Source organism: Ruegeria sp. R14_0 (assembly GCF_017743975.1).
GTDB lineage: Bacteria > Pseudomonadota > Alphaproteobacteria > Rhodobacterales > Rhodobacteraceae > Ruegeria.
In genome coordinates this window covers 185855-201664 of sequence record NZ_JAGHRC010000007.1, presented here as the reverse complement: position 1 = coordinate 201664, position 15810 = coordinate 185855, and the positions used below count along the sequence as shown (strand labels likewise).

Below are 15810 nucleotides of genomic sequence, written 5' to 3'. Positions count from 1 at the left end.
CATACGCTTTGAAGTCACCGAAATACTTGGTGATCGCTGCGGTCAGCGTCGTTTTACCATGGTCAACGTGGCCAATCGTGCCGATGTTGACGTGCGGTTTTGTACGCTCAAACTTTTCCTTTGCCATGATGGCCTCCTTTTTCGGTAATGAAGGGAGCCCCTGAACGGAGCTCCCTCAAATCTTCGCTTATGCGTATTTCGCCTGGATCTCGTCCGAGATGTTCTGCGGAACCGGATCGTAGTGCGAGAACTGCATGGTGAACTGGGCGCGGCCCGACGACATCGAACGCAGAGTGTTGATGTAGCCGAACATGTTCGCCAGCGGAACATTCGCATCGATTGCGATGGCGTTGCCGCGCGGTTCCTGGCCCGACACCTGTCCCCGACGCGAAGTCAGGTCGCCGATGATACCGCCGGTGTATTCTTCCGGGGTGATCACTTCGACCTTCATGATCGGTTCCAGCAGCTTCGCGCCTGCTTTGCGCATGCCTTCACGCATACACATCCGCGATGCGATTTCGAACGCCAGAACGCTCGAGTCAACGTCGTGGAACTTACCGTCCAGCAGGGCAACCTTGAAGTCGATCACAGGGAAGCCGGCCAGCGGGCCGCTGTCCATGACCGAGTTGATGCCTTTTTCAACACCCGGGATGTATTCCTTCGGAACAGCACCACCAACGATGCGGCTTTCGAACGAATAGCCTTCGCCCGCTTCGGTCGGCTGGATCTCCAGCTTGACTTCCGCGAACTGACCCGAACCACCCGACTGTTTCTTGTGGGTGTAGGTGTGCTCGACCGGCATCGAGATGGTTTCGCGATAGGCCACCTGCGGTGCACCGATGTTCGCTTCAACCTTGAACTCGCGCTTCAGACGGTCAACCAGGATGTCCAGGTGAAGTTCGCCCATGCCCTTCATGATGGTCTGACCCGATTCCAGGTCGGTTTCCACGCGGAAGGACGGGTCTTCGGCGGCCAGACGGGCCAGACCCTGGGACATCTTCTCCTGGTCGCCCTTGGTTTTGGGCTCAACCGCGATCTCGATCACCGGATCGGGGAAGGTCATGGTTTCCAGAACCACCGGATCCTTCGCATCACACAGGGTGTCACCGGTGGTGGTGTCTTTCAGACCCGCCAGCGCGATGATGTCGCCTGCAAACGCTTCTTCGATCTCTTCCCGGTTGTTCGAGTGCATCATCATCATACGACCGATGCGCTCTTTCTTACCTTTGGTCGAGTTCAGGATCGAGTCACCCTTGTTCATGGTGCCCGAGTAGATCCGGGTGAAGGTCAGCGAGCCAACAAAGGGGTCGTTCATGATTTTGAACGCCAGACCCGAGAAAGCCATGTTGTCATCGGCACGACGGGCGATGTCACGAACTTCTTCCTCGTCGCCGGGTTTGAAGCCCATGTAATCAACAACGTCCAGCGGGCTGGGCAGATAGTCGATCACAGCGTTGAGCAGCGGCTGAACGCCTTTGTTCTTGAACGCCGAACCACCCAGAACCGGAACGAACGCGATTTCCAGAGTACCTTTGCGCAGCAGGGCGCGCAGGGTCTCAACGTCGGGCTCATTGCCTTCCAGGTATTCCATCATCGCGTCGTCGTCCATTTCGACGGCCGCTTCGATCATTTTGCCGCGCCATTCGTCAGCCATGTCTTTCAGGCTGTCGCGGACAGGTGCTTTGATCCAGCTTGCGCCCAGATCTTCGCCCTGCCACAGCCACTCTTCCATGGTGACCAGGTCGATCAGACCTTCCAGCTCGGACTCGGCACCGATCGGAATACCAACCGGAACAGCACGTGCGCCGGTGCGGTCTTCGATCATGTTGACGCAGTTGAAGAAGTCAGCGCCGATCTTGTCCATCTTGTTGACGAAAACCATACGCGGAACCTTGTAGCGGTCAGCCTGACGCCACACGGTTTCGGTCTGGGGTTCAACACCGGCGTTTGCGTCCAGAACGCAGACGGCACCGTCGAGAACCGCCAGCGAGCGTTCAACTTCGATGGTGAAGTCAACGTGGCCGGGGGTGTCGATGATGTTCAGGCGGTGCTTAGGAGTTTCAGCGGTTTTACCGTCTTCGGTGCGTTCCCAGAAGGTGGTGGTCGCAGCCGAAGTGATGGTGATGCCGCGTTCCTGCTCCTGCTCCATCCAGTCCATGGTGGCTGCACCATCGTGCACCTCACCGATGTTGTGGGATTTACCAGTGTAATACAGGATACGCTCCGAGCAGGTGGTCTTACCTGCGTCGATGTGCGCCATGATACCGAAGTTACGGTACAGTTCGAGCGGATATTCGCGTGCCATTTGGATAAGCCTCTAGAATTACCAGCGGTAATGGCTGAAGGCTTTGTTCGCCTCGGCCATCTTGTGGGTGTCTTCGCGCTTCTTAACGGCAGTACCGCGGGACTGTACAGCGTCCAGCAGTTCACCGGCGAGGCGTTCTTCCATGGTGTTTTCGTTGCGGCCGCGCGCAGCAGTGATCAGCCAGCGGATGGCCAGTGCTTCGCGGCGCTCGGGGCGCACTTCGACCGGAACCTGATAGGTTGCACCACCAACCCGGCGCGAGCGAACCTCGACCGACGGTTTGATGTTGTCGAGCGCTTCGTGGAACACTTCGACAGGAGCGCGCTTGATCTTGTTCTCAACGCGGTCAAACGCGTTGTAGACGATGCGCTCTGCGACCGACTTCTTGCCGTCGATCATCAGGTTGTTCATGAATTTGGTCAGTACCTTGTCGCCAAATTTGGCGTCAGGCAGGACTTCGCGTTTTTCGGCGGCGTGACGACGTGACATATCAGCCTCTCCTTCTTACTTGGGACGCTTCGCGCCGTATTTCGAACGACGTTGCTTACGATCTTTGACGCCCTGAGTATCCAGAACACCGCGCAGGATGTGGTAACGCACACCGGGAAGGTCTTTTACACGGCCGCCACGGATCAGAACAACCGAGTGTTCCTGCAGGTTGTGGCTTTCACCGGGGATGTACGAGATGACCTCGAACCCGTTGGTCAGGCGCACCTTGGCAACCTTACGCATAGCCGAGTTCGGCTTTTTCGGTGTGGTGGTGTACACGCGGGTGCAGACGCCGCGTTTCTGCGGGCACTGCTCCAGGTGCATGGACTTCGAGCGTTTTACTTTGGGCTGCCGCGGCTTGCGGATCAGCTGTTGAATAGTTGGCATTCCGGTTTCTTCCCCGTTTTGCAACACACATGACATGCACGCGCATTGCGTGCGGTTAAATTCGCTGCACTTATGCGTCCACAAGCGCAAAACCCGCGAGCGTTCCCATTCCGAGGTGAACGTCGCGGTTGGTTATCAGAGGACGCGAACGGCAAAATTGTCCGGGTCTTGACCAGTTCATTACTGAAATCGGTTATGGGGCGGCCCCCGGTACCGAGATGACGCGCGTAATAGGGGGAGTCGGCCCGAGTGTCAACAGCACATCCCCGACCAACCGGTTATGGCTGCTTTGCCAGCACCCAAAGCCTGTCTGCAGCATGACTCTGGCGTTGCGGGTTTTCCAGAGGACCGGCATAGTGACCCGGATAATATACGACGGACGAAACATGCAAGTCATTGGCCTGTGCCGCTTTTCCTATCCCGCGATCGGCGGCTATCAGGTCGAACACGCCACAGTCGAGGAACGGCGCCAGTACCTGTATAATCCGGCCCGGCTGGAAGAACGGTTTCGTTTGTTCGAAACCACCACCCTGCCCTGCTTTCGCGAACAAACCGACGAAGACTTTGAACTATTGGTGTTGATCGGTGAGTGCCTGCCCAAAAATTCGATGGAGCGGCTCTATGACCTCACCTCGGACATCAAGCAGATCCGTATCATCAAGCGCGCGCCTGCCCGGCACCGACCGGTTGTCAAAGATGTTCTGCACAGCGCGCGAACCAACCCGGACCAGCCCTGCATTCAGTTTCGACATGATGACGACGATGCGGTCTCTGTTGATCTGGTCGAACGTCTGCGCTTTGCCGCCCAGGACGCAAAGGGGTTGGCTGAATACAACCGGACGATTGGCCTGGATTTCAACAGCGGGTTCCTTGCGCGGTTTGGCCCCGATGGCATCCGCGCCTCGCAAGTGTTCCGGTCACTGTTGGGTGTTGGCCTGGGCATGTATATCGCCGGTGGGTGCAAGCACACGATCATGAGCTTTACCCACCACAAAATCGGTCGCTTCATGCCAGTGATCAGCTATCCCGATGCGCCGATGTGGGTTCGGACATTGAACGCATTCAACGACTCACCCCATGCCCGCGCCAACAAAACCGAGCTGTCTCCCCTGACCCCGGAACAAGAGGGTGAGTTCATCGCACGCTTTGGCATTCAACAAGACGCTGTCCGGCGCGTTCACTCGGCCGCTTGAGAGTGCCGTTCACGGAACAAGGTGAACAACCCTGCAGCAACTACCAGAACCGCGCCCAGCATGGTGATCGTGTCCGGCCAATCTCCGAAGACCAACCAACCCAGCGCGAGCGCCCAGACCAGGCTGGAGTACCGAAACGGCGCAACAAACCCGACATCGCCCACGCGCATCACCATCACGCTGCACAGATACCCGGTCAGTACAAACACGGCCGCGCAGGCGACCAATACACCTGCGCCAAGCGGTACCGGTTGCCACCCCGTGACCGCTGTCGCGACACCAGCCGCCAGGGTGATCGAGAGCGACGTCGCCAGCGTTACAGCCAGCGATGGGACGTGGATCGACATGCGTCGGGTAATAAGGTCACGAACCGTGACAGATGCCACAGCGATCAAGGCGTAGACCGCATAGATGCTGAATCCGTCGGGCCCCGGTCGGACAATCAACAACATGCCCACGAACCCCGTCCCGATTGCCAGAATTCTCCGCCATCCGATATGTTCGCCGAAAAACAGCACCGCACCTAAAGTAACCGTCAAAGGCAGGGCCTGAAGAACAGCTGTCACATTGGCCAGTGGCATATGCAGCAGTGCGGTCAAAAAGAAAAAGGTGGCCGACAGTTCCGCCAGACAGCGCGCTGCGACCAACCATTTGTCATGGCGCGGAAAATTCAGGTGCAAAGCGCCGAGGTGGCGCGCCAGCAGGAAAACCAGAACCGTCGCCAATGCTCCGCGCATGGCGACCATCTGAAACAGAGGCAGTTCGGCGCCTGCAACTTTGATCATCGCGTCATTGACAGTAAAGGCGGCCATGCTGCCCATCATCAGCATCGCGCCCTTCACGTTGGGTGCCATAATTTCCGGTTCCAATACCTTAACGAAACTCAGCACATTGGTCGTGAGCTCATGTGCGTTGTCAATACGCAACCGGCTGGGGTGGGTTCAGTCGGGTAACACAACAAGGTTATGTTCCAGGCCCGCAAGGGCGGCATCTATGCGCGGCGCGATCTCGGCCCAATCCCCGCCGGCCAGGCCCGCGCCGATCATCGGATAACCTATCCGGGCTTTAGGATAGGCGGTTGCAACAGCGCCAAAACAGCTTGAGATCGCGTCGTAATCCACGAGCCGTCCCACTCCGTCCCAATGAAACTGGGTATACGCGTTTACCACCGTAAAATCTGCTGTCTCCCGCAGAATCCGGGCTGCGGAAATTGTCCCGAGTTTCGATCGAACTCCGTATTCCGTTCGCTGGTCGGCCTCGAAGGCGCTGGGGAATTCTGCAGCTATCACCCGCGCGATACCGGCGCCCATCGCGTGGAAACAGTTGCAGCCATGGACGATGACATCGAACTCACCATCCAGGGCCAGTTGGATCAGATCACCTTTGATGGTTGGCATCATGCCCCCTTGGAAACGGTTCTCAATTGCGTTCAGCATATCACGACCCGGCAAAAGAAAAGGCCCCGCGAATTCGCGGGGCCTGATCGTTAGTCTTCTAGGTAGCTTACTCGCGGCTTTCCGGTGTTTCCACCAGAACGTCCAGCTCGTCGCCAACCAGGTCGTCGTCCATGACCGGGGCTGCCAGGGCTGCGGCGGCTTCGGCCTCTTCCCGGCGGGCTTCGATCACGACGTTGTCGCGGCCTTGGGCAACCTGACGCACAGCCTGGGTCGCACCACCGGTACCGGCGGGGATCAGGCGACCGACGATGACGTTCTCTTTCAAGCCAACCAACTTGTCCTTTTTGCCCTGAACCGAAGCTTCGGTCAGCACGCGGGTGGTTTCTTGGAACGACGCCGCCGAGATGAACGAACGCGTCTGCAGCGAGGCTTTGGTGATCCCCAAGAGGATCGGCTCGCCCTGAGCCGGACGGCCGCCACGCGAGAGGGTCTTCTCGTTGGCTGCGTCGAACTCTTGCTTGTCGACATGCTCGCCTTTCAGCAGGGTGGTGTCGCCTGAGTCCAAGATCTCCCACTTCTGCAGCATCTGGCGCACGATGACCTCGATGTGCTTGTCGTTGATCTTAACGCCCTGCAGACGATAGACGTCCTGCACCTCGTCGATCATGTAATCCGCCAGCGCTTCGACACCCATGATGGACAAGATATCATGCGGAGCCGGGTTACCGTCCATCAGGTATTCACCCTTCTGGATGAAGTCCCCTTCGGCGACCGGGATGTGCTTGCCCTTGGGCACCATGTACTCGATGGTCTCCATGGACTCGTCAGCCGGTTCGATGCTGATGCGGCGCTTGTTCTTGTAGTCGCGGCCAAAGCGCACGTAACCATCGGCTTCTGCGATGATCGCGTGATCTTTCGGACGGCGGGCTTCGAACAGTTCGGCCACACGCGGCAGACCACCGGTGATGTCCTTGGTCTTGGCACCTTCACGCGGGATACGCGCGACAACGTCACCGGCTTCGACCTTCTGACCGTCTTCGACCGACAGGATCGCGTCCACCGACATCGGATAGTGAACCGGGTTGCCCGCGTCGTTGCGGACCGGCTCGCCATCTTCACCGACCAGAATGATCTCGGGCTTGAGGTCGCTGCCTTTGGGGGCTGCGCGCCAGTCGATCACGATCTTCTGGGTCATACCGGTTGCTTCGTCGGTCTCGTCGCGGACAGCAAGGCCCGAAACAAGGTCAACGTATTTCGCGGTACCCGCTTTCTCGGCGATGATCGGCAGGGTGTAGGGATCCCACTCGAACAGCTTGTCGCCGCGGGCCACTTTGGTGCCGTCCTTGACGAACAGCTTGGAGCCGTAGCCCAGCTTGTGGCTGGCACGCTCTTCACCATGCTCGTCCTTGATCACCAGCTTCATGTTCCGGCCCATGACCAGGCTCTCGCCTGCGGCATTGACCAGGATCTGCGGGTTCTCGAAGGATACGACACCTTCCTGGCTGGCTTCCTGGAACGACTGTTGACCACCTTGCGCAACACCACCGATGTGGAAGGTCCGCATGGTCAGCTGAGTACCGGGTTCACCGATCGACTGCGCGGCGATGATGCCGACAGCTTCACCTGTGTTCACCATGGTACCGCGTGCAAGGTCACGACCGTAGCAGGTTGCACAAACGCCTTCCTCGGACTCACAGGTCAGAGGCGAGCGGATGCGCATCGACGCGATACCGGCCTCGTCAATGGTGTCGGCCATACGTTCGTCGATCAACTGACCAGCGGCCACGATCACCTCATCGGTGCCCGGACGCAAAACGTCGTCAGCCGCCACACGACCCAGCACACGTTCGGCCAGCGAGGCGACAACCTCACCGTCGTTGACGGCTGCCTCGGCAGTGATCGCACGCTCGGTGCCACAGTCGATCTCACGAACAATACAGTCTTGCGCCACGTCCACCAGACGACGGGTCAGGTAACCCGAATTCGCCGTCTTCAGAGCGGTATCCGACAGACCCTTACGGGCACCGTGGGTCGAGTTGAAGTACTCGAGAACGGTCAGACCTTCTTTAAAGTTCGAGATGATCGGCGTCTCGATGATGTCACCGTTCGGCTTGGCCATCAGGCCGCGCATACCGCCCAGCTGTTTCATCTGAGTAACCGAGCCACGCGCACCCGAGTGGGCCATCATGTAGACCGAGTTCGGCTCCATGTCAGACCCGTCTTCGGCCTTGGCAACGTCCGAGATCGTGCTCATCATCGCTTCGGTGACGCGATCGTTACACTTCGACCAGGCATCGACAACTTTGTTGTACTTTTCGCCCTGAGTGATCAGGCCGTCCATGTACTGCTGTTCAAAGTCCTTCACCTGATCGCGGGTGTCATCAACGATGCCCCACTTGTCGTTCGGGATGACCATGTCGTCCTTACCGAACGAAATGCCCGCCTTGAACGCTTCTTTGAAGCCCATCGACATGATCTGGTCACAGAAGATAACCGACTCTTTCTGACCGCAGTAACGGTAGACAGTGTCGATAACCTGCTGCACTTCTTTCTTCCGCAGCAGCCGGTTGACCAGCTCGAACGGCGCTTTGTTGTTCATCGGCAGCAACGCACCCAGGCGCAGACGGCCCGGAGTGGTTTCGTAACGCTTCTGAACTTCGTTGCCCTCGTCGTCGATCTGCGTGATCCGCGCGGTGATTTTCGAGTGCAGGTGCACTTCGCCCGAATCCAGCGCGTGTTGCACTTCGTCGATCGAGCCAAAGACTTTGCCTTCACCCGGCATGCCTTCGCGCTCCAGGGTCACATAGTAGAGACCCAGGATCATATCCTGCGACGGAACGATGATCGGCGCGCCGTTTGCAGGCGACAGAACGTTGTTCGTTGACATCATGAGAACACGGGCTTCCAGCTGGGCCTCAAGGCTCAGCGGGACGTGAACGGCCATCTGGTCTCCGTCGAAGTCGGCGTTAAAGGCCGAACAGACCAGCGGGTGCAGCTGGATGGCTTTACCTTCGATCAGAACGGGCTCGAACGCCTGAATGCCAAGACGGTGCAGCGTCGGCGCACGGTTCAGCATGACAGGGTGTTCGCGGATCACCTCGTCGAGGATATCCCACACTTCGGGACGCTCTTTCTCGACCAGCTTCTTCGCCTGTTTCACGGTCGAAGACAGACCCTTGGCTTCAAGGCGCGAGTAGATGAACGGCTTGAACAGCTCCAGCGCCATCTTCTTGGGCAGACCACATTGGTGCAGCTTCAACTCCGGACCAGTCACAATGACCGAACGGCCCGAGAAGTCGACGCGCTTACCCAGAAGGTTCTGACGGAAGCGGCCCTGCTTGCCCTTCAGCATGTCCGACAGCGATTTCAGCGGGCGCTTGTTGGCGCCGGTGATCACGCGGCCACGACGGCCGTTGTCGAACAGAGCGTCAACGGATTCCTGCAGCATCCGCTTTTCGTTACGAACGATGATGTCAGGCGCGCGCAGCTCGATCAGACGCTTCAGACGGTTGTTCCGGTTGATGACGCGGCGATACAGGTCGTTCAGATCAGACGTCGCGAAACGGCCACCATCCAGCGGAACCAACGGACGCAGTTCCGGCGGAATGACCGGGATTACGGTCATCACCATCCACTCGGGCCGGTTGCCCGACTCGAGGAAGGATTCAACAACCTTCAGACGCTTGATGATCTTCTTGGGCTTCAGCTCGCCGGTTGCTTCGGCCAGATCAGCGCGCAGCTGCTCGGCTTCTGCTTCCAGATCGATCTGGGCCAGCATCTCACGGATGGCTTCAGCGCCGATATTGGCGGTGAACGCGTCCATGCCATAGGCATCCTGCGCGTCCATGTACTCTTCTTCGGTCAGCATCTGGCCATAGGTCAGGTCGGTCAGACCGGGCTCGATGACGACGTAGTTTTCAAAGTACAAAACGCGTTCCAGATCGCGCAGCGTCATGTCCAGCATCAGACCGATGCGGGACGGCAGCGACTTCAGGAACCAGATATGTGCAACGGGCGCGGCCAGTTCGATGTGGCCCATACGCTCGCGGCGGACTTTCTGCAGAGTGACTTCCACACCGCATTTCTCGCAGACAACGCCGCGATACTTCATCCGCTTATATTTGCCGCACAGACACTCGTAGTCTTTGATCGGGCCAAAGATACGCGCGCAGAACAGGCCGTCACGCTCGGGTTTGAACGTCCGGTAGTTGATGGTTTCGGGTTTCTTGATCTCGCCATAAGACCAAGACAGGATCCGCTCAGGGCTCGCCAGCGAGACCTTGATCTCGTCGAAAACCTTCGGGGGCGTCAGCGGGTTGAACGGGTTGTTGGTGATTTCCTGGTTCATTTGTTACCTCAAATCTTGCGGAAGGGGGGACGGGAGAAAGGGCAGCGCCCTTACTCCTCAACCTCCGCATCCAGGAGTTCCATATTCAGGCCGAGGCCACGGACTTCTTTCACCAGAACGTTGAACGATTCCGGTACGCCCGCTTCGAAGTTATCCTCGCCCTTGACGATCGACTCATAGACCTTAGTCCGGCCGGCGACGTCATCCGATTTCACGGTGAGCATCTCCTGCAGGGTGTAGGCGGCGCCGTAAGCTTCCAGAGCCCAGACTTCCATCTCACCAAAGCGCTGACCACCGAACTGCGCCTTACCACCCAGCGGCTGCTGGGTCACCAGGCTGTACGGCCCGGTCGAACGCGCGTGGATCTTGTCATCCACCAGGTGGTGCAGTTTCAGCAGGTACTTGATGCCCACGGTCACCGGACGCGCGAACTGCTCACCGGTACGGCCGTCGAACAGGATCGACTGACCGCTTTCCGAGAAGCCCGCACGCACCAGTGCGTCGTTGACGTCAGCCTCTTTGGCACCGTCGAAGACCGGGGTTGCGATCGGAACACCGCGGGTCACGTTGCCCGCAGCCTCGATCAGGCCATCTTCGTCCAGACCGGTGATGCCTTCTTCGTAGACATTCTCGCCATAGGCCAGCTTCATCGCTTCGCGCACCGGGGTCAGGTCGCCGGACCGGCGGTATTCACCCAGAGCATCGTCGATGTTCAGACCCAGACCGCGTGCGGCCCAACCCATGTGGGTTTCCAGGATCTGACCAACGTTCATACGCGAAGGCACACCCAGCGGGTTCAGACAGAAGTCAACCGGAGTACCATCGGCCAGGAAGGGCATGTCTTCCATCGGAACAACCTTGGAGATCACACCTTTGTTCCCGTGACGACCGGCCATCTTGTCGCCCGGCTGCAACTTACGCTTCACCGCGATGAAGACTTTGACCATCTTCATCACACCCGGCGGCAGGTCGTCGCCACGGCGGACTTTCTCGACCTTGTCTTCGAAACGGGCGTCCAGAGCACGCTTTTGCACTTCGTACTGCTCGTTCAGAGCTTCAACGATCTGTGCGTCTTGCTCACCTTCCAGCGCCAGCTGCCACCACTGACCACGGGTCAGGGTTTCCAGCAGCTCCTCGGTGATCACCGACCCCGCCTTGACGCCTTTCGGGCCTTTGACAGCGGTTTTACCCAGGATCAGGCCCTGCAGACGCGCATAGATGTTGCGGTCAAGGATCGCCAGCTCGTCGTCCCGGTCACGGGCCAGACGTTCGACTTCCTCACGCTCGATCTGCAGCGCACGCTCGTCTTTTTCGACGCCGTGACGGTTGAAGACGCGGACCTCAACGACCGTACCGTAATCCCCCGGCTTCACGCGCAGCGAGGTGTCGCGCACGTCAGATGCTTTTTCACCGAAGATGGCGCGCAGCAGCTTTTCTTCCGGGGTCATCGGGCTTTCGCCCTTCGGAGTGATCTTGCCGACCAGAATATCGCCCGGCTCAACATCCGCACCGATGTAAACGATGCCGGCCTCGTCGAGGTTGCGCAGCGCTTCTTCACCGACGTTCGGGATGTCGCGGGTGATCTCTTCCGGGCCCAGCTTGGTGTCACGGGCGGCGACTTCGAATTCCTCGATATGGACCGAGGTAAAGACGTCGTCACGCGCGATACGTTCCGAGATCAGGATCGAGTCTTCGTAGTTGTAACCGTTCCAAGGCATGAACGCGACGACCACGTTCTTACCCAGGGCCAATTCACCCATATCGGTCGACGGACCGTCGGCGATGACCTCGCCCTTCTGGACGGTGTCACCCACCTTGATCAGCGGACGCTGGTTGATACAGGTGTTCTGGTTCGAACGCTGGAATTTGCGCAGACGGTAGATGTCAACGCCAGCGTCGCCCAGTTCCAGATCTTCGGTGGCGCGGATAACGATACGCTGGGCATCGACTTGGTCGATGATACCGGCGCGTTTCGCCTGAATCGCAGCGCCTGAGTCGATCGCGACCTTTTCCTCGATCCCGGTACCGACCAGCGGCGCTTCGGCGCGCAGCAGCGGAACCGCCTGACGTTGCATGTTCGAGCCCATCAGAGCGCGGTTGGCGTCGTCATTTTCAAGGAACGGGATCAGCGATGCAGCGACCGAAACCAGCTGTTTCGGCGACACGTCGATCAGGTCAACATTCTCGCGCGGGGCCAGAGTGTAGTCACCGGCCTGACGGGTCGACACCAGATCGTTGATAAACTTGCCATCCGCATCCAGCGTCGCGTTCGCCTGCGCCACGGTGTGACGCATTTCCTCGGTCGCGGACATGTAATGAACCTCATCGGTCACCTCGGCGTCTTTGACGACGCGGTACGGTGTTTCGATGAAGCCGTACTTGTTCACGCGGGCGAATGTGGCCAGCGAGTTGATCAGACCGATGTTCGGACCTTCCGGCGTTTCAATCGGGCACATCCGGCCATAATGGGTCGGGTGTACGTCGCGCACCTCAAAGCCCGCACGCTCACGCGTCAGACCACCGGGGCCAAGCGCCGAGAGACGGCGTTTGTGGGTGACTTCCGAAAGCGGGTTGGTCTGGTCCATGAACTGCGACAGCTGCGACGAGCCGAAGAATTCGCGGACAGCAGCAGCAGCCGGTTTCGCGTTGATCAGGTCCTGAGGCATGACGGTGTCGATCTCGACCGACGACATACGCTCTTTGATCGCGCGCTCCATGCGCAGCAGACCAACGCGGTACTGGTTTTCCATCAGTTCGCCGACCGAACGGACACGACGGTTGCCGAGGTGGTCGATATCGTCCACATCGCCTTTACCGTCACGCAGCTCAACCAGCGCCTTGATGCACGCCACGATGTCTTCGCGGCGCAGCGTGCGCAGGGTGTCCGGCGCGTCCAGAGCCAGACGCATGTTCATCTTCACGCGGCCAACGGCGGACAGGTCATAGCGCTCGCTGTCGAAGAACAGCGTGTCGAACAGGGCCGACGCAGCCTCGACGGTGGGCGGCTCACCCGGACGCATAACGCGGTAGATGTCCATCAGCGCGCTTTCGCGGCCCATGTTCTTGTCCTGCGCCATGGTGTTGCGCATGTATGGACCAACATTGACGTTATCGATGTCCAGAACCGGGATGTCGGTGATGCCCGCATCCATCAGATCCTTGACGGTGCCACCGATCAGATCGCCATCTTTGTCGTATTCCAGGGTCAGTTCATCTCCGGCCTCGACATAGATCGCGCCGGTTTCTTCGTTGATGATGTCCTTGGCGACAAATTTGCCGACGATGTTATCGAACGGGACCAACAAGTCGGTGACAACGCCCTCGTCGATCAGCTTCTTCACCGCGCGCGGAGTTACCTTTTTGCCAGCTTCGGCAATAACTTCACCAGATTTCGCGTCGATCAGGTCATAGGTCGGACGGGTGCCGCGCACACGCTCGGGGAAGAACGGCGTGATCCAGCCCTTTTTCTTGTCCAGCTTGTAGGACACGGTGTTGTAATACGCGTCCATGATCGCTTCCTGATCCAGGCCCAGCGCGTACAGCAGGGTGGTCACAGGCAGCTTACGACGGCGGTCGATACGGGCGTAAACGATGTCTTTGGCGTCGAACTCAAAGTCCAGCCAGCTGCCGCGATACGGGATGATGCGGCAGGCAAACAGCAGCTTGCCCGAAGAGTGGGTTTTGCCCTTGTCGTGGTCAAAGAACACACCGGGCGAACGGTGCATCTGGGACACGATCACACGCTCGGTGCCGTTCACGATGAACGTGCCGTTCGGCGTCATCAGGGGCATATCGCCCATGAACACGTCCTGTTCTTTGATGTCTTTGACCGATTTCGCGCCGGTGTCCTCATCGACATCAAACACGATCAGACGCAGAGTGACCTTCAGCGGCGCGCTGTAGGTCATGTCGCGCTGCATGCACTCTTCGACGTCATATTTGGGTTTTTCCAGATCGTATTTCACGAACTCCAGAACGGAGGTTTCGTTGAAATCCTTGATCGGGAAAACCGACTGGAACACACCTTTGATGCCTTCGCCGTCTGTGGGCTGCTCTGCATCGCCGGAGCGCAGGAAAAGATCATAAGAAGATTTCTGGACCTCAATGAGGTTCGGCATTTCCAAAACTTCGCGGATTTTGCCGTAATATTTACGAAGACGTTTCTGGCCAAGGAACGTTTGAGCCATGTCAGATGTCACCTTTCGATGTTCTCAGCGGGCAAAGACACCGTCGGGCCCCGGCATCTTGCACATTCGAGACGACACGTCCGGATCAATTCATGGCCACCGTCCCGAAGGCAGCCTCCCGATCCGCGAACCGCGTCTTAGAAAACGCCCCCGTGATGAGGCCCTTTCTAAGACAGGTTCGGCTGGACCCGGATTTCTCCGGACCCAGCCAAATTTTTCGGCACATCAGCGATGCACCAGAGACTAAGCTTAGGCCAGCTCGACTTCGGCGCCAGCTGCTTCCAGCTTGCCTTTGATGTCTTCTGCTTCTGCTTTGTCCACGCCTTCTTTGATCTTGCCGCCGGCTTCGACCAGTTCCTTGGCTTCTTTCAGGCCCAGGCCGGTGATGCCGCGAACTTCTTTGATGACGTTGATTTTCGATGCGCCGGCGTTCTTCAGAACGACGTCGAATTCGGTTTTTTCTTCCTCAGCTGCGCCACCGGCGTCGCCACCAGCTGCGACCATTACGGCGCCGCCAGCTGCGGGCTCGATGCCGTACTCGTCTTTGAGGATGGTTTTCAGTTCTTGTGCTTCCAGCAGGGTCAGACCCACGATGCTTTCTGCGAGTGCTTTCAGATCAGCCATTTTATCAGCTCTTTCCGTTTACAGTGTGTGTTCCAACGTCAGGGATATTTCCCCACGCAGATCATTCAGTGCCAACCGCTTACGCAGCTTCCGCCTTCTCTTCGATGGTGGAAAGGATGCTTGCGATGTTGCTTGCAGGTGCGCCAATTGCACCGGCGATGTTCGAAGCAGGCGCGCCAAGCATACCAGCGATCGTAGCAATAAGCTCTTCACGCGACGGCATTTTCGACACGGCTGTAACACCAGCCCGGTCCAGAGCGTTCTCGCCCATTGCACCGCCAAGGATTTCGAACTTTTGGTTCTCTTTGGCGAAGTCCTCGGCCACTTTGGCTGCTGCCACAGGGTCCTCGGAATAGGTCAGAACGGTCATCCCCGTCAGCAGGTCGGCCATGCTTTCACACGGCTTACCCTCAAGGGCGATTTTGGCGAGCCTGTTCTTGGCAACACGCACGGAGCCACCCGCGTCACGAGCACGTGCGCGAAGGTCCTGCATCTCGGCAACTGTCAGACCGGCGTAGTGAGCAACCACTACGACGCCAGAGCTTTCGAAGATTTGGCCGAGTTCCTCGACCACTTTCTCTTTCTGGGCTCTATCCACAGTTCTCTCCAAGTTTGGGGCGATATCTCACCCCGGCTCATATTTGCCGCGGTCGAAACCCCGGCGTTCAGGTCCGTTGTTACGGGATTGGCCAAAATGCGCCCGAGGGTTGGACCCTCAGAATTCTTTGGTCTTACCCGTCTCAGGCAGGGAATTAAGGGGCCATATGGCACCACCCACCGTCTTGGACGAAACAAAATAAAGCGCACGACGAATCGCACGCTTTACTTCGTAGCCTTACTTAGGGCAGATGGGGCCGGTTTCCAAGAGGTAAATTACGGT

At 58.3% G+C, this 15810-nt stretch carries 11 protein-coding genes; 1 reads left to right on the top strand and 10 read right to left on the bottom strand.

The window, feature by feature from the left end; genetic code table 11:
• From J7416_RS18420 to rpsL, 4 genes are all read right to left on the bottom strand, one after another.
• Nucleotides 1–127 (bottom strand): GTP-binding protein (locus J7416_RS18420; RefSeq protein ID WP_231739787.1); only part of this gene is annotated, 127 nt, incomplete at its 3' end.
• A 60-nt stretch (nt 128–187) separates the two neighbouring features.
• Entirely contained in the window at nt 188–2305 is a 2118-nt protein-coding gene (fusA, locus tag J7416_RS18415; RefSeq protein ID WP_209226892.1) for an elongation factor G, read from the bottom strand.
• Nucleotides 2306–2323: 18 nt separating this feature from the next.
• Nucleotides 2324–2794, bottom strand: coding sequence for a 30S ribosomal protein S7 (gene rpsG, locus J7416_RS18410; RefSeq protein WP_039529242.1), 471 nt, complete (start codon nt 2792–2794; stop codon nt 2324–2326).
• Between the two features lie 15 nt (nt 2795–2809).
• Entirely contained in the window at nt 2810–3181 is a 372-nt protein-coding gene (gene rpsL / locus J7416_RS18405; protein WP_005621086.1) for a 30S ribosomal protein S12, read from the bottom strand.
• Between the two features lie 386 nt (nt 3182–3567).
• Here rpsL and J7416_RS18400 point away from each other — a divergent pair, with 386 nt between their 5' ends.
• Nucleotides 3568–4374: a putative rhamnosyl transferase gene (locus J7416_RS18400; protein ID WP_209226914.1), complete on the top strand. Its 807-nt coding sequence runs from the start codon at nt 3568–3570 to the stop codon at nt 4372–4374.
• Here the strand turns inward: J7416_RS18400 and J7416_RS18395 are convergent.
• From J7416_RS18395 to rplJ, 6 genes are all read right to left on the bottom strand, one after another.
• Complete coding sequence (locus J7416_RS18395; protein WP_209226891.1) at nt 4359–5228, bottom strand: DMT family transporter; 870 nt, start codon at nt 5226–5228, stop codon at nt 4359–4361. The genes J7416_RS18400 and J7416_RS18395 overlap by 16 nt on opposite strands.
• Before the next feature lie 87 nt (nt 5229–5315).
• Nucleotides 5316–5810, bottom strand: a complete 495-nt coding sequence (locus J7416_RS18390) for a macro domain-containing protein (RefSeq protein ID WP_209226889.1) — start codon at nt 5808–5810, stop codon at nt 5316–5318.
• A 67-nt stretch (nt 5811–5877) separates the two neighbouring features.
• A complete protein-coding gene (gene rpoC, locus J7416_RS18385) occupies nt 5878–10119 on the bottom strand; it encodes a DNA-directed RNA polymerase subunit beta' (RefSeq protein WP_209226886.1) in 4242 nt (1413 codons plus the stop codon).
• A gap of 50 nt (nt 10120–10169) precedes the next feature.
• On the bottom strand, nt 10170–14306 hold the full coding sequence (gene rpoB / locus J7416_RS18380; protein ID WP_209226884.1) for a DNA-directed RNA polymerase subunit beta: 4137 nt from the start codon (nt 14304–14306) through the stop codon (nt 10170–10172).
• 249 nt (nt 14307–14555) lie between these two features.
• The gene (gene rplL, locus J7416_RS18375) at nt 14556–14930 is read right to left on the bottom strand and encodes a 50S ribosomal protein L7/L12 (RefSeq protein WP_155142436.1); all 375 of its coding nucleotides are present in this window, start codon (nt 14928–14930) and stop codon (nt 14556–14558) included.
• A gap of 79 nt (nt 14931–15009) precedes the next feature.
• On the bottom strand, nt 15010–15528 hold the full coding sequence (gene rplJ, locus J7416_RS18370; protein WP_170375385.1) for a 50S ribosomal protein L10: 519 nt from the start codon (nt 15526–15528) through the stop codon (nt 15010–15012).
• Nucleotides 15529–15810: the final 282 nt, after the last annotated feature.

Excerpts from the sequence above, each read along its gene's own strand:
- fusA (WP_209226892.1), bottom strand. The coding sequence starts at position 2,305 with ATGGCACGCGAATATCCGCTCGAACTGTACCGTAACTTCGGTATCATG.
- rpsG (WP_039529242.1), bottom strand. The coding sequence starts at position 2,794 with ATGTCACGTCGTCACGCCGCCGAAAAACGCGAAGTCCTGCCTGACGCC.
- rpsL (WP_005621086.1), bottom strand. The coding sequence starts at position 3,181 with ATGCCAACTATTCAACAGCTGATCCGCAAGCCGCGGCAGCCCAAAGTA.
- J7416_RS18400 (WP_209226914.1), top strand. The coding sequence starts at position 3,568 with ATGCAAGTCATTGGCCTGTGCCGCTTTTCCTATCCCGCGATCGGCGGC.
- J7416_RS18395 (WP_209226891.1), bottom strand. The coding sequence starts at position 5,228 with ATGGCACCCAACGTGAAGGGCGCGATGCTGATGATGGGCAGCATGGCC.
- J7416_RS18390 (WP_209226889.1), bottom strand. The coding sequence starts at position 5,810 with ATGCTGAACGCAATTGAGAACCGTTTCCAAGGGGGCATGATGCCAACC.
- rpoC (WP_209226886.1), bottom strand. The coding sequence starts at position 10,119 with ATGAACCAGGAAATCACCAACAACCCGTTCAACCCGCTGACGCCCCCG.
- rpoB (WP_209226884.1), bottom strand. The coding sequence starts at position 14,306 with ATGGCTCAAACGTTCCTTGGCCAGAAACGTCTTCGTAAATATTACGGC.
- rplL (WP_155142436.1), bottom strand. The coding sequence starts at position 14,930 with ATGGCTGATCTGAAAGCACTCGCAGAAAGCATCGTGGGTCTGACCCTG.